Annotated in this window: 16 protein-coding genes; 9 read left to right on the top strand and 7 right to left on the bottom strand. The window is 73.8% G+C overall.

Annotated features, from left to right (window positions below):
* Positions 1 to 161: 161 nt before the first annotated feature.
* Both EAO73_RS25095 and EAO73_RS25090 read left to right on the top strand, forming a co-directional pair.
* On the top strand, positions 162 to 1,424 hold the full coding sequence (locus tag EAO73_RS25095; RefSeq protein ID WP_147973839.1) for an AAA family ATPase: 1,263 nt from the start codon (positions 162 to 164) through the stop codon (positions 1,422 to 1,424).
* Entirely contained in the window at positions 1,421 to 2,650 is a 1,230-nt protein-coding gene (locus EAO73_RS25090; protein ID WP_147973838.1) for a DUF2201 family putative metallopeptidase, read from the top strand. The genes EAO73_RS25095 and EAO73_RS25090 overlap by 4 nt, the downstream gene beginning before the upstream one ends.
* On the opposite strand, the gene EAO73_RS25085 is transcribed toward EAO73_RS25090, so the two are convergent.
* On the bottom strand, positions 2,647 to 3,273 hold the full coding sequence (locus EAO73_RS25085) for a TetR/AcrR family transcriptional regulator (protein ID WP_147973837.1): 627 nt from the start codon (positions 3,271 to 3,273) through the stop codon (positions 2,647 to 2,649). The two genes, EAO73_RS25090 and EAO73_RS25085, sit on opposite strands and share 4 nt — an antisense overlap.
* Before the next feature lie 233 nt (positions 3,274 to 3,506).
* On the opposite strand from EAO73_RS25085, the gene EAO73_RS25080 reads away from it, so the two are divergent.
* Genes EAO73_RS25080 through EAO73_RS25065 form a run of 4 tightly spaced genes read left to right on the top strand, consistent with a single transcriptional unit; the run spans position 3,507 to position 8,302 of the window.
* Entirely contained in the window at positions 3,507 to 4,064 is a 558-nt protein-coding gene (locus EAO73_RS25080; RefSeq protein ID WP_147973836.1) for a (2Fe-2S)-binding protein, read from the top strand.
* Positions 4,061 to 5,053 (top strand): FAD binding domain-containing protein, encoded by a 993-nt coding sequence (locus tag EAO73_RS25075; RefSeq protein WP_147973835.1) that lies wholly within the window; start codon positions 4,061 to 4,063, stop codon positions 5,051 to 5,053. Before EAO73_RS25080 ends, EAO73_RS25075 begins: the two co-directional genes overlap by 4 nt.
* Positions 5,050 to 7,188: a xanthine dehydrogenase family protein molybdopterin-binding subunit gene (locus EAO73_RS25070; RefSeq protein WP_147973834.1), complete on the top strand. Its 2,139-nt coding sequence runs from the start codon at positions 5,050 to 5,052 to the stop codon at positions 7,186 to 7,188. The genes EAO73_RS25075 and EAO73_RS25070 overlap by 4 nt, the downstream gene beginning before the upstream one ends.
* Positions 7,181 to 8,302 (top strand): XdhC family protein, encoded by a 1,122-nt coding sequence (locus EAO73_RS25065; protein ID WP_147973833.1) that lies wholly within the window; start codon positions 7,181 to 7,183, stop codon positions 8,300 to 8,302. The genes EAO73_RS25070 and EAO73_RS25065 overlap by 8 nt, the downstream gene beginning before the upstream one ends.
* Here the strand turns inward: EAO73_RS25065 and EAO73_RS25060 are convergent.
* From EAO73_RS25060 to EAO73_RS25045, 4 genes are all read right to left on the bottom strand, one after another.
* Entirely contained in the window at positions 8,299 to 9,933 is a 1,635-nt protein-coding gene (locus tag EAO73_RS25060; RefSeq protein WP_147973832.1) for an ABC-F family ATP-binding cassette domain-containing protein, read from the bottom strand. The two genes, EAO73_RS25065 and EAO73_RS25060, sit on opposite strands and share 4 nt — an antisense overlap.
* An 80-nt stretch (positions 9,934 to 10,013) precedes the next feature.
* Complete coding sequence (gene abc-f / locus EAO73_RS25055) at positions 10,014 to 11,648, bottom strand: ribosomal protection-like ABC-F family protein (RefSeq protein WP_147973831.1); 1,635 nt, start codon at positions 11,646 to 11,648, stop codon at positions 10,014 to 10,016.
* Between the two features lie 213 nt (positions 11,649 to 11,861).
* Entirely contained in the window at positions 11,862 to 12,473 is a 612-nt protein-coding gene (locus EAO73_RS25050; RefSeq protein WP_147973830.1) for a TetR/AcrR family transcriptional regulator, read from the bottom strand.
* Positions 12,474 to 12,518: 45 nt separating this feature from the next.
* Positions 12,519 to 13,481, bottom strand: a complete 963-nt coding sequence (locus EAO73_RS25045) for a quinone oxidoreductase family protein (protein ID WP_147973829.1) — start codon at positions 13,479 to 13,481, stop codon at positions 12,519 to 12,521.
* 164 nt (positions 13,482 to 13,645) lie between these two features.
* Between EAO73_RS25045 and EAO73_RS25040 the strand changes: the two genes are divergently transcribed.
* Positions 13,646 to 14,884: an MFS transporter gene (locus tag EAO73_RS25040; protein WP_147973828.1), complete on the top strand. Its 1,239-nt coding sequence runs from the start codon at positions 13,646 to 13,648 to the stop codon at positions 14,882 to 14,884.
* Between the two features lie 48 nt (positions 14,885 to 14,932).
* Here EAO73_RS25040 and EAO73_RS25035 read toward each other — a convergent pair whose 3' ends face one another.
* On the bottom strand, positions 14,933 to 16,393 hold the full coding sequence (locus EAO73_RS25035) for a sulfatase-like hydrolase/transferase (RefSeq protein ID WP_224756436.1): 1,461 nt from the start codon (positions 16,391 to 16,393) through the stop codon (positions 14,933 to 14,935).
* Positions 16,390 to 17,346 (bottom strand): TauD/TfdA dioxygenase family protein, encoded by a 957-nt coding sequence (locus EAO73_RS25030; protein WP_147973827.1) that lies wholly within the window; start codon positions 17,344 to 17,346, stop codon positions 16,390 to 16,392. The genes EAO73_RS25035 and EAO73_RS25030 overlap by 4 nt, the downstream gene beginning before the upstream one ends.
* Before the next feature lie 555 nt (positions 17,347 to 17,901).
* Here EAO73_RS25030 and EAO73_RS25025 point away from each other — a divergent pair.
* Positions 17,902 to 19,110, top strand: coding sequence for an ROK family transcriptional regulator (locus EAO73_RS25025; protein WP_147973826.1), 1,209 nt, complete (start codon positions 17,902 to 17,904; stop codon positions 19,108 to 19,110).
* A 100-nt stretch (positions 19,111 to 19,210) separates the two neighbouring features.
* On the top strand, positions 19,211 to 19,282 hold the full coding sequence (locus tag EAO73_RS37365; protein WP_376556267.1) for a putative leader peptide: 72 nt from the start codon (positions 19,211 to 19,213) through the stop codon (positions 19,280 to 19,282).
* Positions 19,283 to 19,315 lie beyond the last annotated feature (33 nt).

Below are 19,315 nucleotides of genomic sequence, written 5' to 3'. Positions count from 1 at the left end.
CCGGCCCACCGCGCCCCCGTGACCGCCGCTCGCGCCCGCGCCGGGCGGAGGCCCGCTGACGGGTGCGTCCCGCCCCGCGCCCCATCCCGGTCTCCCTCGCACGGGGAACCGGCACTTCCTGCTCCGCCATGAAACCACCACGAACGACAAGGTGATGACTGATGTCCCTGCACGCTCCCTCCGCCCCGGCCCGCTCTCCGGGCGCCCCGTCCCCGGCCTCCCAGCTCGACATCGCCGGGATGCTCATGGCCCTGCTGCGTGACACGACGACCGAAGCGCGCCCCGACACCCAGCTGGAGGCCCTGACGCTGGCTGTCGCGGCCGACCTGCCCGTCCTCCTGTGGGGCGAGCCGGGCATCGGCAAGACCGCGGCCCTGACCCAGCTCGCCGATGACCTCGGCCTGCCCCTCACCACGGTGATCGCCAGCGTGCACGAGCCGTCGGACTTCTCCGGCCTGCCGGTCGTCGGGGACGACCCGGCGGAGCAGGGCGTCCCGATGGCTCCGCCCGACTGGGCGGTGCGTCTCGTCCGCGCGGGGCGTGGCCTGCTGTTCCTCGACGAACTGTCCACGGCCCCGCCCGCCGTGCAGGCGGCCCTCCTCCGTCTCGTACTCGAACGGCGCGTCGGGGCCCTCCAACTGCCGCCCGGTGTACGTATCGTGGCCGCGGCCAACCCCCGGTCGTCGGCGGCCGACGGCTGGGAGCTGAGCCCGCCGCTGGCCAACCGGTTCGTCCATCTGCAGTGGGCCCACGACCAGGACGTCGTGGTGCGCGGACTGGGCGGGACCTGGCCCCGGGCGACCCTGCCCCGTCTCCGGCCCGAACGGCTCGCCGAGGCCGTCGGCTTCGCCCGCCGCGCGGTGTGCGGCCTCCTCGCGGCCCGCCCCGCGCTCGTCCACCGGCTGCCCGGCAGCGAGACCCGCAGGGGCGGCGCCTGGCCGTCGCCCCGGAGCTGGGACATGACCCTGACCCTGATCGCCTTCGCGACCGCGTCCGGTGTCTCCCGTGATGTGCTCTCGCTGCTGGTCAGGGGCGCTGTGGGGGACGGACCGGGACTGGAACTGCTCGCCGCCATCGACCGGATGGACCTCCCGGACCCGGAGGAGCTCCTCGCCGATCCTGCGAGCGCCGTGCTCCCCGAGCGGGGAGACCTGCGGCAGGCGGTGCTCGACGGGGTGGTCGCCGCGGTGCGCAAACGCCCGGACCGGGCGCGCTGGGACGCGGCATGGTCGCTGCTGGTCCGCGCGGTGGAGACGGGAGCGCCCGATCTGGTCGTCGTACCGGCGACCACCCTCGCCGCGCTCAGGCAGGAGGAGTGGGACGTGCCCGCGTCGATCGGGGCGCTGGCCGGAGTCGTATCGCTGTCACGGCGCGCCGAGGAAGCGGCGGCCCGCGCCGTCGCGGCGACCAAGGGCGGCCGGTGACCGGGGGCGAGCTGGACCTCGACCGGCTCTTCGCCGCCCGGCTGCAGGCCGTCAGGGCCCGCCCCTACCTGGCGACGGCGCTGTTCGCCCTGCACGTGGTCGAGTCGCGGCGCGTCCCGACGATGGCCGTCGACCGGCACTGGCGGTGCTACGTCTCGCCGTGGTTCGTCGACCGGACCCCCGTGGAGGAGCTTGCCGGGGCGTGGGTGCACGAGGTGTCGCATCTGCTGCGCGACCACCATGGGCGCAGTGACCGGTACGCGCGCGAACACGGGCTGACCGGTGCCGCCGAGCGCCTGCGCATGAACATCGCGGCCGACTGCGAGATCAACGACGACGTGTACGGGGACGGGCTGGTCGCCCCCGACGCGGTGGTGCTGCCCGAGCCCCTGGGGCTCCCGGAGGGGAAGCTGATGGAGGAGTACCTGCGCCACTTCCGGCTCGGGCGCCACACCGCGGAGTTCGCCTGGCTGGACTGCGGCAGCGGCTCGGACGGCCTCGACCGGGCGTGGGACCTCGGTCCCGACGGGGCGCACGGGCTCAGCGAGCAGGAACGCGACGCGGTGCGTTTCCGGGTGGCCCAGGGCATCACCGGCCGGCCGGGCCGGGCGCCGAAGGCGTGGAAGCGCTGGGCCGAGGAGGCGTTCCACCCGCCCCAGGCATGGCGCGACCTGCTGGGCGCCGCCCTCCGGTCGGCGGCCTCGGGCCCCGGCGCGGGCGACGACTACTCGTACGGGCGTCCGTCGCGCCGGTCGGCGAGCCTGCCCGGGGTCGTCCTGCCGAGCCTGCGGCGCCGGCCACCGCGGGTGTCCGTGGTCATCGACACCTCGGGCTCGGTCAGCGACGCGGAGCTGGGCAGCGCGCTGCTGGAGGTGGCCGCGATCACCCGGGCGGTCGGCGGGCGCCGGGACCTGGTCACGGTCCTGTCCTGCGACGCCGCCGCCCGGGTCGTGCATCCGCTGTGCCGCGCGGAGGGCATCCCACTGGTGGGCGGCGGCGGAACGGATCTGCGTAAGGGCTTCGACAGGGCCCTGCGGACGCACCCCCGGCCCGATGTCGTCGTGGCGCTCACCGACGGGCAGACCCCGTGGCCCTCGGCCCAGCCGGCGTGCCGGACGGTGGTGGGCCTGTTCGACCGGCCGGACAGGGCGTCCTGGGACGAGGAGGACCCCGACTACGTACCGGACGCGCCGCCCGCCTGGGCGCGCGTCGTCAACATCGGCTAGCCGGGGAACCGTTGATCCGGGTGACGGCGCATGTGTTCGATGCCCGGGTCCCCGCCCGCGCCCGCCCGCAGTCCGTCCGTCACCAGGTCGAAGAGGCGGGCGGCGCGGGGCTGCCAGTCGCTGTGCGGGTCGAGCTGCCAGAGACCGGCTATGGCGAGGAAGAAGTCGTCGGGCGTCACGCCGGGGCGGATGGTGCCCGCCGTCTCGTTGGCCTCCAGCAGGAGCGTGACGGCCTCGGTCACCGGACCGTGGCCGACCTGCGCCAGGCTGCCGTGCCCACTGGTCGCCGCGCGCAGGGCGTCCCCCAGGCCCGCCTTCGCCATGGCGTACCGGGCAAGGCGGTCCATCCACTCGCGCAGGGCCTGGTCCGCCGGGCGGTCGTCGAGAAGCTGGGCGGCCGTGTCGGCGACCTGCTGCATCTCGTACCGGTAGACCTCCAGGACCAGCGCCTCGCGGTGCGGGAAGTTGCGGTAGAAAGTGCCCTGGCCGACGCCCGCCTTCTTCGCGATCACGCTCACCGGGGTGTCCGCGGCCCGCGTCAGCTCGGCGAGCGCGACGGCCAGGATGCGCTCGCGATTGCGCTGCGCGTCCGGGCGCGTGGGTGTGCTCCTCGCGTCCCGCACGCTTTCCCCCTCCCGAGCCACGGCCGGGGACGGCCTTGCTCACCGGACAGTCGTCCGTTAGGTTCGACAACCAAGCGGACAACTGTCCGCTTTCCTCCATCGCAACGCCGGATCAGGCCACTTGACCGACCGGCATCCCTCGGCCCCCACACGCACGCCGCGCTCTCCGCCTCCCGCACCGGCCCCGCACCGTCGCTTTCGACGCGCCCAAGCAATGCGAAAGAAGGCTGATCATGGCCCGCTCGACGTCCAGTGCCATCACCCTGCACATCAATGGCGAAAAATACACGCTGCCCGTCGACCACCGCACCACACTGCTCGACGCATTACGCGAACGCCTCGATCTGACCGGCACCAAGAAGGGCTGTGACCACGGCCAGTGCGGCGCCTGCACGGTGCTGCTCGACGGCCGCCGGGCAGTGGCCTGCCTGCAACTCGCGGTGGCCGCCGAAGGACGCGAGATCACGACCATCGAAGGCGTCGCGGACGGCGACCGGCTGCACCCCGTGCAGCAGGCGTTCCTGGATCTCGACGGATACCAGTGCGGCTACTGCACCCCGGGCCAGATCTGCTCCGCCATCGCGGTCATCGAGGAACACGCCGCGGGACTGCCCAGCGCGGTGACCGAGGACGTACGGCCCGAGGCCGGGGCGCCCGCGCTCACCGCCGAGGAGATCCGTGAGCGGATGAGCGGCAACCTGTGCCGCTGCGGGGCCTACACACAGATCGTGCAGGCGGTCGCCCGCGCCGCCGAGAACGTCGCGAACGAGGTCAAGGAGCCGGTCGCATGAGGGAGTTCGGTTACGAACGGGCTCACGACGTCGCCGGAGCGGTCGCCCTGCTCGGTGCCGACCCCGGCGCCCGGCTGCTCGGTGGCGGCACCAACCTCGTCGACCTGATGAAGGCCGGTGTGGAACGCCCCAGCCTCCTCGTCGACGTACGGGAACTCCCGCTCGACCGCGTCGAGTCCACACCGGACGGCGGGCTGCGCATCGGCGCGACGGTCAGCAACAGCGACGTGGCCGCCCACCCCGGCGTACGCCGCCACTACCCGGCCCTCGCGCAGGCGCTGCTCGCCGGAGCCTCCGGGCAGCTGCGCAACATGGCCACCGTCGGCGGAAACCTGCTCCAGCGCACCCGCTGCGGATACTTCGCGGATCTCGGCAAACCCTGCAACAAGCGCACGCCCGGCAGCGGTTGCCCCGCCATCGCGGGGGAGCACCGCAACCACGCCATCCTCGGCGCGTCCGAGCACTGCGTCGCCACCCATCCCTCCGACATGGCGGTCGCGCTCGCGGCGTTCGACGCGGTCGTCCTCTACGAAACGGCGGACGGGCCGGGGGAGCTGCCGGTCGAGGCGTTCTACCTGCCGGTGGGCGACACGCCGCACATCGAGACCGCGCTGCCCGCCGGTGCCGTGATCACCGGTGTCGCGCTGCCGCCCGCATCCGCCGCCGCGCGCTCCCGCTACCGCAAGGTGCGCGAGCGCGCCTCGTACGCGTTCGCGATCGGCTCGGTCGCCGCGGCGCTCGACGTACGCGACGGCACCGTGCGCGACGTGCGCCTCGCGTTCGGGGCCGTCGCCTCCCGGCCGTGGCGGGCGCTCACCGCCGAACGGGCGCTGACCGGCGGCCCGGCCGACGCGGCCGCGTTCGCCGCGGCGGCGGACGCCGAACTCGCCGCAGCGCGGCCGCTGCCCGAGAACCGCTACAAGGTGACGCTGATGCGCAACCTCGTCGTGGCCGTGCTCACCCAACTCGCCGAGGAGGCCGCCCGATGACCACGACGACCGGCACGAACGCCGCCACGGGAGCCGTGGGCGCCGGCCGCACCCGGGTGGAGGGCCGCGACAAGGTCACCGGCGCAGCCCGTTACGCCGGCGAGATTCCCTTCGCCCGGCTCGCCCACGGCTGGCTCGTGCTCTCCACGGTCGCCCGGGGACGCGTCACCGCCGTGGCGGACGAGCCCGTGCTCGCCCTGCCGGGCGTGCTCGCCGTGCTGCACCACGGGAACGCCCCGCGCGTCGACACCGGCTACGTGGGCATGCTGGGACGGCCCAACCCGGTCGTCGGACTCTTCCAGCACGACCGGGTGCCGTTCGTCGGCTGGCCGGTCGCGCTCGTGGTGGCCGAGACGCCCGAGCAGGCCAGGGAGGCGGCGGAAGCGCTCGTCGTCACCTACGAGGAGGAACCGCACGACGTGGCGTTCCGCGCCGGGCGCGAGGACGCGTACCGGCCCGAGGACTCCCCGATGGTGACGGCCGACGCGGTCAGGGGGGACGTACAGGAGCGGATCGACGGTGCGGCCTTCGTGGTGGACGAGGAGTACACCACCCCGGAGGAACACCACTGCTCGATGGAGCCGCATGCCGCGACCGCCCGCTGGGACGACGGCCGGCTCGACGTCGTCGACTCCAACCAGGGCAGCGGCTGGGTCGCCGGGGAACTGGCCCAGCTCTTCTCCCTGGATCCCGCATCGGTGCGGGTCCGCTCCGAACACATCGGCGGCGCCTTCGGATCGAAGGGGCTGAGCGCCCACCAGGTCGCCGCCGTCATGGCGACCACCATCCTGCACCGGCCCGTACGGGTTGTTATGACGCGTCGTCAGATGTTCTCGCTCGTCGGCTACCGCAGCCCCACCGCCCAGCGGATCAGGGTCGCCGCGGACGCCGACGGCCGGCTGCGCGCCTTCGACCACGAGGCGCTGAACCTCACCTCCACCGTGCACGAGTTCGTCGAGACGAGCGCCGTGCTCGGCCGCGTCCTCTACGACGCCGAGGCGCACCGCACCCGGCACCGCGTCCTGCGGCTCGACGTGCCGACGCCCACCTGGATGCGCGCCCCCGGCGAGGCACCCGGCTCCTTCGCCATCGAATCGGCGCTCGACGAACTCGCCGTGAAGTGCGGTGTGGACCCCATCGCGCTGCGGGCACGCAACGAACCCGCCACCGGCCCCGTCTCGGGCCTGCCGTTCAGCAGCCGCAACGTGCTCGCCTGCTTCGAGGAGGGCGCCCGCAGGTTCGGCTGGGCGGACCGCGACCCGCGCCCCGGTCTGCGCCGCGAGGGCCGCTGGCTGCTCGGCACCGGGACCGCCGCCGCCTCCTACCCCTCGGGCGTCGGCCGCTCCACCGCAGCCGTGACCGCCGAGGCAGACGGCACCTTCACCGTACGGATCAACGCGGCGGACATCGGCACCGGAGCCCGCACCGCCATGACGCTCGTCGCCGCCGACGCGCTCCAGGTGGGCCCGGACCGCGTCCAGGTGCGCATCGGCGACAGCGACCTGGGCCACGCGATGATCGCCGGCGGCTCCACCGGGACGCGCTCCTGGGGCTGGGCGGTGCGGCTCGCGGCGGCCGACGTGCGCGAACGGCTGGCCCTGGGCGGTGGCATCCCGCCCGAGGGGATCACCGCCCGTTCGGACACCGAAGACGCCATCGCCGCCCTTCCGCAGCAGGAACGGCACTCGTTCGGCGCGCAGTTCGCCGAGGTCGCCGTCGACGTCACCACCGGCGAGGTACGCGCCCGCCGCCTGCTGGGCATCTTCGCCGCGGGCACCATCGTCAACCCGCTCACCGCCCGCAGCCAGCTCATCGGCGGCATGACCTGGGGGCTGTCCATGGCGCTCCACGAGGAGGCCGTCCGCGACGCGGCGACCGGCGGCCATGTCAACGCCGACCTCGCCGGATACCACGTCGCCGCCCACGCCGACGTGCCGCTCATCGAGGCGGACTGGGTGGACGACCAGGTGCCCGGCGACCCCGTCGGCATTAAGGGCATCGGCGAGATCGGCATCGTGGGCGTCGCCGCCGCGATCGCGAACGCCGTGTGGCACGCGACCGGGGTACGCCACCGGGAGCTGCCGATCCGCCCGGACCGCGTGCTGCTGGCGGCGGAGGGCACCGCGCGTGCTTGAGATCGCGGACCGGCTGCGCCCCTGGCTGGAGGACGGCCGGGACTTCGCCGTCGCCACGGTCGTGGCCGTCGACGGCAGCGCGCCGCGCGGGCCGGGCGCCGCCCTGGCCGTCGACCGGGACGGGGCCGTCGTCGGCTCCGTCTCCGGCGGCTGCGTGGAGGCGGAGGTGTACGAACTCTGCGCACAGGCCCTGCTCGACGGCCGGACCGTTCGCCGGCGGTTCGGGTACAGCGACGAGGACGCCTTCGCCGCCGGGCTCACCTGCGGCGGCGTCCTCGACATCCTGATCGCGCCGGTGCGTCCTGCCGCACCGGCGGTCCGGGCGGCGCTGACCGCCGCGGCGCGGCGGGAGCCCGTGGCGCTGGCCCGGGTGGTCCGGGGCCCCGAGGACCTGCTCGGCGGAGCGCTCGCCGTCCACGCCGACGGCTCGTACGAGGGCCGCATCGGCGGCCGTACGGAACTGGACCGTGCGGCGGCGGCCCACGCCCGCGCCCTGCTGGACACCGGGCGCACCGGGACCGCCGAGATCTCCGAGGACGGCTCGCACTGCCCCGGCGGCCTCACTCTCTTCGTCGAGGCGGGCGTGCCACCGCCCCGGATGATCGTCTTCGGCGCCGTGGACTTCGCCACCGCGCTCGTCCGCGCCGGCGCCTTCCTCGGCTACCACGTCACCGTGTGCGACGCCCGGCCCGTCTTCACCACCCCGGAGCGCTTCCCGGAGGCCGACGACGTGGTGGTCGACTGGCCGCACCGCTATCTGCGGCGCACCACGACCGACGAACGCACCGTGCTGTGCGTGCTCACCCACGACACCAAGTTCGACGTGCCCCTGCTGGAGACGGCCCTGCGGATGCCGGTCGCGTACATCGGCGCGATGGGCTCCCGCCGCACCCACGAGGAACGCGACCGGCGGCTGCGTGACGTGGGCGTCACGGAGGGCGAGCTGGCCCGGCTGCACTCCCCGATCGGCCTCGACCTCGGCGCCCGCACCCCCGAGGAGACCGCCCTGTCCATCGCGGCCGAGATCGTCGCCGTACGCCGGGGCGGTACGGGTGCCCCGCTCACCGGCTCACGCACACCCATCCACCACGACGCCGCTCCGGGCAACGCCTAGGCTCCCAGCCGCAGTTCGCGCCCCCGCCAACGCCTGCGGAGCCAGCGGTCGTGGCTGGCCACCACGATCGCGCCGGGCCCGGGGCCCAACGCCTCCTCCAACTCGTCGCACAGCGCGGGGGAGAGGTGGTTGGTGGGCTCGTCGAGCAGCAGCAGCTCCGGCGGGTGGGCCATCAGCAGGGCGAGGGCCAGCCTGCGCCGCTGACCGGCCGACAACTGACGCACCGGCTTGTCCGTGTCCGCCTCGTGGAGCAGCCCCAGCGACGCCAACGGCACCAGTTCGGCCCGCTCGAAGCCCAGCACCCCGGCGTACGTCTTGCCGACGGTCAGGTCCGGGCGGGTGAACACGGAGTCCTGCGCGAGCACCCCCACGGACAGGCCCGGCCGCCGGACCACCTCGCCGAACGCCACCGGGCGGCCGGCGAGCACCGAGATCAGCGTCGACTTCCCCGTACCGTTGCCGCCCGTCACCAGCAGGCGTTCCGACGGCTCGACATCGAGCCGGTCGATCGCCAGCCGGCCGGGGAAGCGGACATCGCGCAGGGACACCAGCGGGTCCCGCGGCGACGGCTCGGACGGCTCGGCCCGTTCCGTGTACCGGAACCGCAAGGGCCGGGGCGGTTCGGCGACCTGGCGGCGCTCCGCCTCGTCGAGACGGCGCCCGGCGTTGCGCACCCGGCGCGCGATCTGGCTCTGCACCCGGCCGGCCCGCAGCCCGTACCCCATCTTCTCGCTGTCCCGGGGTCCGCGGTCCGGCGCGACCTGGCGCGCGGTCACCGCGGCCGAGCGGCGCAGCGCCTCGATCTCCTCCTGCTCCTCGGCGTACCGCCGCTCCCACCGCGCCCGTTCCGCCCGCTTCTCGGCCAGGTACGTGCTGTACCCGCCGCCGTAGCGCACGGGCCCGTCGACCGCCGGATCGAGGTCGACGAGATCCGTGCAGACGGCGTCCAGGAAGGCCCGGTCGTGGCTCGCGAGCACCACCGGCCCCTGCATCGTCCGCAGCTGCTCCTCCACGAACGCGGCGGCCTCGTCGTCCAGATGGTTGGTCGGCTCGTCCAGCAGCAGGGCCGACGGCCGCCGTACGAGCAGCGCGGCGAGCGCGAGACGGCCGCGCTGCCCGCCCGAGAGCGAGCGGAGCGTCCGCCCGTGAGGCAGGGAGCCGAGGCCGAGCCCGTCGAGCAGCACGGCCGCGCGCCGGTCGGCGTCCCAGGACTCCCGCTCCTCGGCTTCTTCGAGGCGATGGCCGTATGTCTCCAGGAGCTGCGCGTACTGCGGAGAGTCCTCGGGTGTACGGGCGAGGAGCCCGGAGAGGCGGTCGAGTTCCGCGAGGCCGGCCCGTGCCTCGCGCAGGGCGTCGTCCAGGACACCGGCCACGGTGGACCCCGCGTCGAAGGGCATCTCCTGGTGCAGGAAGCCCACATCGGCCGGGCGCACGACCTGGCCGGCGTCGGGTTCGTCCACCCCGGCCAGCAGGCGCAGGAAAGTCGACTTGCCGACACCGTTCTCACCGATCAGGCCGATGCGGTCGCCGGGCGACGCGGTGAGCGACACGCCGTCGAGGACGCGTTTCGTGCCGAGGACGCGGACGATGTCGTGGGCGAGCAGGGCGGACGGACGGGTGGGGACGGTCATATGGGTACCTCCGACGTGAGCGGTTCGGGGCCCGCCGGGCACGGGGCCTCGGGCGCGGGCCTGCACGGCACGTCAGCGGTTCACGACTCCGGCGCCCCCGTCTCCCGCAGCTCCCCGTCCGCCAGCCGCAGCCACCGCTCCACGCCGATCCGCTCCAGGAACCGTTCGTCGTGGCTGACCACCACGAACGCCCCGCGGTACGAGGCGAGCGCGCTCTCCAGCTGCCCGGCGCTGACCAGGTCGAGGTTGTTCGTCGGCTCGTCCAGGAGCAGCAGCTGCGGCGCCGGCTCCGCGCACAGGACGCAGGCCAGGGTGGCCCGCAGCCGCTCGCCGCCCGACAGCACCCGGACGGGCAGATGAGCGCGGTCGCCGCGGAAGAGGAAGCGCGCCAGCAGGTTCATTCGCTCGGCCTCGTCCCGGTGCGGGGCGAACGCCGCGAAGTTCTCGGCCACCGTGCGGTCGAGGTCCAGCAGGTCGAGCCGTTGCGAGAGGTAGGCGATCCGCCCCTCGGCGCGCCTGAGCGACCCCTCGTCGGGCTCCAGGTCGCCGTTGACCAGCCGCAGCAGGGTGCTCTTCCCGGCCCCGTTGGGCCCGGTCAGCGCGATCCGCTCGGGGCCACGGATCGTCAGGCCGACGCCGGTGCCGGTGAACTGCTCCCGGCCGCCGAGACGGATGCGCAGGTCCTCGCCGAGCAGGACGGTGCGGCCGGCCGGCACGCCCGTGTCCGGCAGGTCGAGTGTGATGCGCTGCTCGTCCCGTACGGCACGCCCCGCCTCGTCGAGACGGGCCTGCGCCTCGCCGACCCGGGCGGCGTGCGTCTGGCCGGACTTGCCGGCGGCCTCCTGGGCGCCCCGCTTCATGTTCCCGGCGAAGATGCGGGGGAGACCCGCGTTCTTGAGGTTGCGGGCCGCGTTGCTCGCGCGTCGCTCGGCCCGTTCGCGGGCCTGCTGCATCTCGCGCTTCTCCCGCTTCAGCTCCTGTTCCGCGTTGCGCACGTTCTTCTCGGCGACCTCCTGCTCGGCCCGCACGGCTTCCTCGTAGGCCGTGAAGTTGCCCCCGTACAGGCGCAGTTCCTCCGGGCCGAGTTCGGCGATGCGGTCCATGCGGTCCAGGAGCGCGCGGTCGTGGCTGACGAGGAGCAGCGTGCCGTTCCACGTCTCCAGCGTGTCGTAGAGGCGGAGGCGCGCGTCGAGATCGAGGTTGTTCGTCGGCTCGTCGAGCAGCAGCACGTCCGGCCGCTTCAGCAGCTGGGCCGCCAGCCCGAGCGAGACGACCTGACCGCCGCTGAGCGTGCCGATGCCGCGGTCCAGGGCGAGGCCTTCCAGGCCGAGCCGGTCGAGCTGGGCGCGGGTGCGTTCCTCGATGTCCCAGTCGTCGCCGATCACGGCGAAGTGCTTCTCGTCCACGTCACCGGACTCCACGGCGTCCAGCGCGCGGATCACCGCGTCGACACCGAGGACCTCGGCGACCGACAGGTCACCGGTCAAGGGGAGGCTCTGCGGCAGGTACGCGAGTGTGCCGTCGACGGTGACGGAACCGGCGCTCGGCCGCAGCTCACCGGCGAGCAGTTTGAGCAGGGTGCTCTTCCCGGAGCCGTTGGGGGCGACGAGACCGGTGCGGCCGGTGCCCACGGTGAAGGACAGACCGGCGAAGACCGGGGTGTCGTCCGGCCAGGAGAAGGAAAGGTTCGAGCAGATGAGGGATGCGTCGGACATGCGGAGACCTCGCGTGTGAATCCGGGGTCGGCGCGGAGCGCGGCCCCGGAGGAATGGCCAGAGGGAACAACGACATGGCCACTGCGGTGGCGCCCTGGGCGCGCGCTGTGGCTACGGGGCTCCGGGATCACCCGGAGATGTCGTCGTCGCCTGCCATGTCTGGTCTCCTCGGTACACACTGAACGGCCAGACGACCTTAGCAGCCGTCCCCTCTTACGGCCTTTCGTTTTCTGTGCGGGTGCGTCGGCGCAGGTCGTCGATGCCCTGGTCCAGGGCTGCCTCCAGGTGGCCCAGCCGGCCGGTGGACAGCAGGATGATCACCCCGCCCTGGATTCCGGCCAGCAGGGCCGCCGCCGAGCGGTCCGCGTCCCGGTCGGCGTCGACCTCCCCGATCGACTGCATGTGCCGGATACCGGCGGCCAGGGCGTCCTGCCAGCGTTCCAGCAGTTCGGTGGCGACGGCCTGCGCGCCCGCCGAGGCCGACCCGATGCGGGAGACCGCGATGTCCAGCGGGCACTCCCGGCCCTGCTCGCGGTAGCGGGCGACGACCTTGTCGCGCCAGCTCAGCCAGGCCGGCCACGAGGTGAGGGCGCCCAGTTCCGGCTGCTGGTCGCCGATCACCCGGTCCGCCTCGTGGTGGGCGACGGCCAGCATCAAGTCGTCCTTCCCGCCGGGGAAGTAGTGGAACAGCTGGCTCTTGCTGGTCGACGTGAGGGCCAGGACGTCGTCCAGCGTCAGTGTGAAGACACCGTGCCGCCGGACCGCCGTGGCGGCGCCCTCGACGATGCGCTGTTTGGTCGCGGCGCCCTTGGGAGTCAGCGGCACGATGTCTCTCCTTCTCTGCGGTCATGAACGGGTCCGTGCGGGAGGTCAGGGAATCAGCAGCAGCTTTCCGGTGGTCCGGCGGGATTCCAGGTCGCTGTGGGCCCGCGCCGCGTCGGCGAGCGGGTAGCGCCCGCCGATACGCGGGGACACCTGTCCCGCCCGCACCATCGCGAAGACCTCCTCGGTCCGGGCGACCAGCGCCTCCCGGGTGGGGACGTGGTCCTGCACGGTCGGGTACGACAGCAGGATGCTGCTCGGCAGATCGGTCACCGAGAGCGACGGTACGCCCATGAAGGGGCCGTAGTAGGCATGCACCCCGTGCAGGCGCAGGGCCAGCTGCGAGGACCGGAACGTCGACGTCCCGCCGCCGTCGTACACGACATGGGCGCCCTCGCCGCCCGTCAGCTCGCGCACCCGGTCCTCGAACCCGGCCCCGGAGGACACCAGGACGTGGTCCGCGCCGGCCTCCTCGGCGATGGCCGCCTTCTCCGCGCGGGACACCAGGCCGATGACACGGCCGCCGCGCGCCTTGATCATCTGGGTCAGCATGAGCCCCACCCCACCGGCGGCGGCATGCACCACGGCCGTGTCGCCGGGCTTGATGGCATACGTCTCGGTGGTGAAGTGGTTCGCCGTGAGTCCCTGCATCATCACCGCTGCCGCGGTCTCGTCCGGTACCTCATCGGGCACCTTGACCAGCCGCTCCGCCGGGACGGCCAGGAGCTCCGCGTAGCTGCCCGGGTGGTAGAACCAGGCCACCCGGTCACCGACGGCCAGCCCCTCGACGCCCTCGCCGAGCGCGGTCACGTAGCCCATGCCCTCGGCGCCGAGCACGGTCGGTGCGGCCCAGCCCGGACCGCCCACCTTGCGGGCGCCCACGTCCATGAAGTTCACCCCGGCGGCACCGAGCCGGACCAGGGCCTCACCGGGGGCGGGGGTGGGATCCGGCAGTTCGGTCCAGGCCATGACCTCGGGGCCGCCGTGCCGGGTGATGTGGATCGCGTGCATCAGGTGTGCCTCTCCGTGAGCCGTCGTCGTGACGCGGGTGTCGCGGCGACGCATGTCACCGTAGAAACACAAAAATGGACCCACAAGTCCAGTCCAAGTGGCCCACTCCCATGGCGCGTAATTGCCCCATGCGCGTGCGCCGCCTGATCCCTAGTGTCAACGGCATGCCGCACCTTCTGCCGCCCGTCGGGCCTCAACGCACCCTGTCGCTCGCCCAGTTGAGCAACTCCGTCGGTGACGGCGCCTACTACGTCACCTCGGCCCTCTACTTCACCCATGTCGTCGGGCTCGCACCCGCGCGGATCGGGCTCGGCCTCACCGTGGCCTGGGCCGTCGGCTCGGTGGCCGGAGTGCCGCTCGGCCGGCTCGCGGACCGGCGCGGGCCCAGGGGCACGGCGGTGCGTCTCGCGCTCGTGACCGGGCTCGCGGTCGCGTCCTTCCTGGTCGTACGGGACTTCTGGCTGTTCCTCGCGGCGGCCTGCGTCTACGCCACCGCGCAGTCCGGACTCGCCGCCGCCCGGCAGGCGCTCCTCGCGGGCCTCGTTCCCGACGAGCGGCGCACCGGCGCCCTGGCCCATCTGCAGTCGACCCTCAACGCCGGTCTCGCCGTCGGCGCCACGCTCGGCGGGCTCGCCCTGTCCGCCGGGAGCACCGCCGCCTACCTCGCGGTCTTCGCCGTCGACGCCGTGAGCTTTCTGCTCTGCGCACGCGTCCTGCGGAGGCTGCCGGCCGTGGCACCGGTGCCGGGGGAGCGGGGCGCGAAGCTCGAAGTGCTCCGCGACCGGCCCTACGCCGTCGTCACCCTGCTCAACACCGTGCTGCTCCTGCGCATGCCGCTGCTCAGCCTCGGCCTGCCGCTCTGGATCACCGAGCGGACCACCGCCCCCGAGTGGCTGGTCTCCGCGCTCTTCGTGCTCAACACCGGGGCCGTGATGCTGTTCCAGGTGCGTGCCGCCCGCTCCGTGCACGGCATCCCCACGGCCGCCCGCGCGCTGCGCCGGTCCGGAGGGCTGATGCTCCTCACCTGCGCCGTCTTCGCCCTCTCGGCGGTCGGATCGCCATGGGGTGCCGCGGCGGCGCTGATCGCCGGATCCGTGCTTCTGGTGGCCGCCGAGATGTTCCACTCGGCGGGCTCCTGGCAGCTCGCTTTCGACCTGGCGCCGGTCGGACGCGTAGGGGAGTACCAGGGCTTCTTCGGCACCGGCGTCACCGTCGCGCGCACCCTGGGGCCGCTGCTGCTCACCGCGCTGCTCATCGGCTGGGGCACGGCGGGCTGGCTGCTGCTCGGCGCACTGGTCCTCGCGGCCTCGTACGCGCTGGGGCCGGTGGCGAGGTGGGCGGCGGGGACGCGGCCGCACGCCGTCACGGTCACCGGTCCCGCCACCGTGGCGCGGAGCGCCTGAGCGCGCGGGGGCGGCGGGGCGGACGGACCGGCCCGCCGCCTCGCGTCGTCAGCCGCGCGGACGGTGGCCGAAGCGGACCCCCTCCCACGGTGTCCCGGCCGGGTACGACTCCGCGCGGCGCTGTCCCGACGGCCGGGGCGCCGCCCGCTCGACCGCGGGCTTCACGCCCTCGATCCGCTCCAGCCAGGCGAGGAGTTCCCCGCGCAGCTCGTCGGCGACCGCGCGGTGCGACGCGAGTCCGGCGAGGTTGTCCAGCTCGTACGGATCGGCCGCCAGGTCGTACAGCTCCGTCTCCGTGTAGCTGTCCGCGTCCGCGTCGTTCCAGGCGTCCGCGTCCGGTGCCTCGACCGCGAACTTCCACCGCGAGGTGCGGACCGCGCGGCCCACCCGGTCCTCGCTGATCTGCACGAACACGGAGTCCGGCCGGCCGGGATCGCGGCCCCCGCCGGTCAGCGGCAGCAGGGAACGCCCCTGGACGCCGTCCGGTACGGCGAGGCCAGCGGTCTCCAGCAGCGTCGGCATCAGATCCAGCGTGGTCACGGACTGCCGTACGAGGCCGCCGCCGGTGAAGCCGGGCCCGGTGACGGCGAACGGGACCCGGACCGACGCCTCGTGGGCCGAGCGCTTGTACTCGCTGTTGCGGGTACGGAAATGGGAGCCGTGGTCCGCCGTCCACGCCAGGACCGTGTTCTCCTCCGTGCCCAGGCTGCGCAGGGCGTCGCGGAGCCGGCCGACACCCTCGTCGACCCGCTTGATCTGTCCGAGGTACCCGCCGAGGTGACGGTGGGCGCCGCCCTGGGAGGCCCCCGGGGAGAGGGCCGCCAGATCGGGCGGAAGCCACGCACCCTCGTACCGCTCGCGGTAGCCCGCCGGGGCCGGGTAGTCGTCCGTGGGGTTCTGGTGGTGCGGCTCCAGGAGGGAGACGAACAGCAGGTAGGGCCGGTCGTGATGGTCGGCCACGAACCGGATCGCGGCATCGATCAGCGCGTCCGAGCGATAGCCCGGGAGCCGGACCGGATCCCCGTCCTCGTCGTACACCACCGTGCGGTACGCGTCCGAGGTGAACTCCAGCCGGTCCGATGCGAGCCAGCTGCCGTAGCCGCCCCGCAGGGCGGGCGGAACGGGCCCGTCGGGATTCTCGTCACCCGCCAGGTGCCACTTCCCGATGTAACCCGTGGCGTACCCGGCCGCCGCGAACTCACCGGCGAGCGTGGGGACGTCTCCGGGCAGCGGCAGTCCGTTGCGGAAGACGCCGGTGGACGTGGGATAGCGGCCGGTCTGGAGCGCCGAACGGGCCGGCGCGCAGACCGGGTTGGAGGTGACGGCCTGCTCGAACAGGGTGCCCTCGCGGGCCACCCGGTCGAACTCGGGCGTCACACCGGCCCGGTTGCCGTGCACCCCGGCCGTGTCCCAGCGCTGCTGGTCGGTGAGGACGACGATCACTTGCGGGGGCGCCCCGGCGGGCGGCGCCTGCGCGCCGCCCGCCGGGCCGGTGGACAGCTCGCTCACGCGGCCGACGCCTCGGTGGTGGAAGCGCCCGACGCGATCCCGAAGGACGGGTCCGGCACGGCCTCCGGGCTGATCAGGGTGGAGGAGCGGCCGTCCACACCGACCGGGACGTCACCGTCGATGGTGACGCGGCGCAGCTTGCGCTCGTGGGTGTCGGAGTCGTCCACGCCGTAGTGCTGGGTGGCGCGGTTGTCCCAGATCGCGACGTCGCCCACCTGCCAGTCCCAGCGCACGGTGTTCTCCGGGCGCTCGATGTGCGACTGGAACAGGTCCACCAGGGCCCGCGAGTCGCGCCCGGTCAGCCCGCTGATGCGCTGCACGAAGTTGCCCAGCAGCAGGACGCGTTCGCCGGTCTCCGGGTGGACGCGGACCACCGGGTGCTCGGTGAGGAACTTCGTCGAGGTGAAGACCTCGCGGTACTTCTCCAGCGCCTCCGGCAGCGCGTTGGGCCGCAGGGCGACGTAGTCGTAGTCGTTGGAGTGGACGGCCCGCAGACTGTCCGCCAGGGTGCGCAGCTGCTCCGGCAGCTCCGCGTAGGCGGCGGCGGTGTTGGACCACAGGGTGTTGCCGCCGTACGGCGGGATCACCACGGCCCGCAGGATGGAGAAGGCCGGGTAGGCGGGCACGAAGGTGACGTCGGTGTGCCACTGGTTGGCCCGGCCGCCGTGGTCGGAGTCGATGCCGAGCGAGTAACGCCCGTCGGCCGAGGGCACCGTCGGGTGGGCGACGGGTGTGCCGAGCAGCCGGCCGAACGCCTCGTGGCTCTCCTCGTCCAGGTGGTCCTGGCCGCGGAAGAAGATCACCTTGTTGGCGAGCAGGGCGGCCCGGACGGCGGCGACCGTCTCCTGGTCGAGGTCGCCGCCGAGCCGGACCCCGGAGACGACGGCGCCGATGCGTCCGCCGAGCTTCTGAACGGTGACGGCGGGGGCGGGAGCGGTGGTGGTGGAGGTCATGACGGATTCCCTTCGGGAAGGACGTGCCCGGCCCGGCCGGGCTCAGAGCGCGGCCGACGGCGGGCTGATTAATTGTGGAGAGGAATTAATTCGGGCGGGACGCGATCACGGGCGGTGGATGCGGAGCCCTGAACGGTGGGCGCGGAGATCGGGCTCCTGTGCGGGAGCACGACGCGAGGGGTGTCGGCCGCTGAGATCAGGCGGCGGTACAGCGGCCCGGACACACAGGCCGCGGGGCGGGGCGGCCGGCGCGGGCGGGCCGCGCATCGGTGAGTGCCGTCGCGAACATGTCCCGGAGACTTCCAGCGTCCCGCCGCGTACGTCAAGCACCCGAAGGCACCCCGCGGGGCGTGCGGCAGTGGTTCAATCGGCGCCTGCACGGGGCTCGCGGCCCACTCGGGCGCGCACCGAAAAACCCGTCCCCACCTGCGAGTTCGTCCAGGTGGCCGGGCATCGCGAGAGTGCCGCCCCCAGGCCGGGCAACCGGCCCCGTGCGATTTCACGCCGTCGTAACGTTGCGAGCGCCCCGCCGGCGCAGGACCGAAGGAAGGCCCTATGACCACCGTCCCCCGCCTTTTCCGCGCGACCGGTGACGGGAGACGCGAGACGAACGCCGCCACCGTGCTGCGCACCGTCCTCGACCACGGGCCCGTCGCCCGCCGCGCGATCGCCGAGCGCTCCGGCCTCAGCCAGGCCGCCGTCTCACGGCAGTGCACCGATCTCGTGCAGCTGGGCCTGGTGCGGGAGTTGCCGGAGCCGGGTGGCGGCGGCAACGGTGTCGGCCGGCCGCAGATCCCGGTCGACCTGCACACCGGTGAGAGCGACGGGCCACTGGTCGCAGGTCTCCACATCGGGGTGCCGTCCTCGACGTTCGGACTGCTCGACCTGCGCGGCCGGCTCCTCGACCGGCGCGCCTTCCCTCATGACGGCCTCGCCCCCGGGGACCTTCCCTCGAAGATCGTCCAGGGGTTGCGCGCCTTCCTGGACGGGGCCCCGCGCGGCAGGCCGCTGCTCGGGGTGGGCGCGGCCCTCGGCGGCTGGGTCGACCCGGGCACGGGCACGGCCGTGCGGCACGCCTCGCTCGGCTGGTCCGGACGGCCGCTGGCCACCGAACTCGCCCGTGGCCTGGGCGGTTTCGAGGTGCGTGTCGACAACCACGCCCGCGCGGTCGCCCAGTCGGAGATCCTGTTCGGCCGGCCCGAGGCACGGCGCAGCCTGGTCCACCTGTTCATCGGCAACGTGGTCGACGCGGCCCTCGGCATCACCGGTGTGGTGCACCAGGGGCCGGGGTCCGGCGCCGGGGACGTGGCGCACCTGCCCGTGCCGGACTCCACGACGGTCTGCCCCTGCGGGCGCTCCGGCTGCCTGGAGGCGACCGTCTCCAACACCGCCATGGCCCGGACCGCCGTGCGGCGCGGCATCGTGCCCTGGCCCGACGCGTTCCTGGTGGTGGACGCGGCGGCGGCCGGGGACCGGCGCGCCGACCGGCTGCTGCGCGAACGGGCCCGCGCGGTCGGCCGGGCGACGGCCCTGCTGCTCGACGTCCTCAACCCGGATCTCGTGGTTGTCACCGAGCACGCCAGCCTGGTGAACCCGGAGTACCTGGAGGAGATCCGGGGCGCCGCCGTCGACCACTCGCACGTCTGCCAGGACCCCGAACGGGTCGTCAGTCCGCATGCCGGGACGGCGGTGCTCCCGGTGGCGGCCGGTGCCGTCGCGCTGAATCCCCTGTTCAGAGCACCTCTCGCGGCCTCGGTGCGGTAGCCGGACGGTGGGGCACGGTAAGCGCTTCGTACCAGGATGCGGACCCCGCAGGTTGACCGTCCGGCGAGGCCGCTGTCATATTGCTCCCGTGAACCCGGACATGCGCCTCATCTCCCGCAGGCACGTCGACCTCTGTCGACAGGCCAGCGCGGTCTGTGCCGCCCGCAGCTGAGCCGACCGCGGCCCCCAGGCCCGCGTTCCTCGC

The sequence above is a fragment of the Streptomyces sp. col6 genome, assembly GCF_008042035.1.
Classification (GTDB): Bacteria; Actinomycetota; Actinomycetes; order Streptomycetales; family Streptomycetaceae; genus Streptomyces.
The sequence above is the reverse complement of the archived record's forward strand: the minus strand, read 5'-3'. Positions and strand labels throughout refer to the sequence as shown.

Coding starts and splice junctions, on each gene's coding strand:
- EAO73_RS25045 (WP_147973829.1), bottom strand. CDS start 13,481: ATGCACGCGATCCACATCACCCGGCACGGCGGCCCCGAGGTCATGGCC.
- EAO73_RS25070 (WP_147973834.1), top strand. CDS start 5,050: ATGACCACGACGACCGGCACGAACGCCGCCACGGGAGCCGTGGGCGCC.
- EAO73_RS25025 (WP_147973826.1), top strand. CDS start 17,902: ATGACCACCGTCCCCCGCCTTTTCCGCGCGACCGGTGACGGGAGACGC.
- EAO73_RS25080 (WP_147973836.1), top strand. CDS start 3,507: ATGGCCCGCTCGACGTCCAGTGCCATCACCCTGCACATCAATGGCGAA.
- abc-f (WP_147973831.1), bottom strand. CDS start 11,648: ATGTCCGACGCATCCCTCATCTGCTCGAACCTTTCCTTCTCCTGGCCG.
- EAO73_RS25060 (WP_147973832.1), bottom strand. CDS start 9,933: ATGACCGTCCCCACCCGTCCGTCCGCCCTGCTCGCCCACGACATCGTC.
- EAO73_RS25075 (WP_147973835.1), top strand. CDS start 4,061: ATGAGGGAGTTCGGTTACGAACGGGCTCACGACGTCGCCGGAGCGGTC.
- EAO73_RS25095 (WP_147973839.1), top strand. CDS start 162: ATGTCCCTGCACGCTCCCTCCGCCCCGGCCCGCTCTCCGGGCGCCCCG.
- EAO73_RS25030 (WP_147973827.1), bottom strand. CDS start 17,346: ATGACCTCCACCACCACCGCTCCCGCCCCCGCCGTCACCGTTCAGAAG.
- EAO73_RS25040 (WP_147973828.1), top strand. CDS start 13,646: ATGCCGCACCTTCTGCCGCCCGTCGGGCCTCAACGCACCCTGTCGCTC.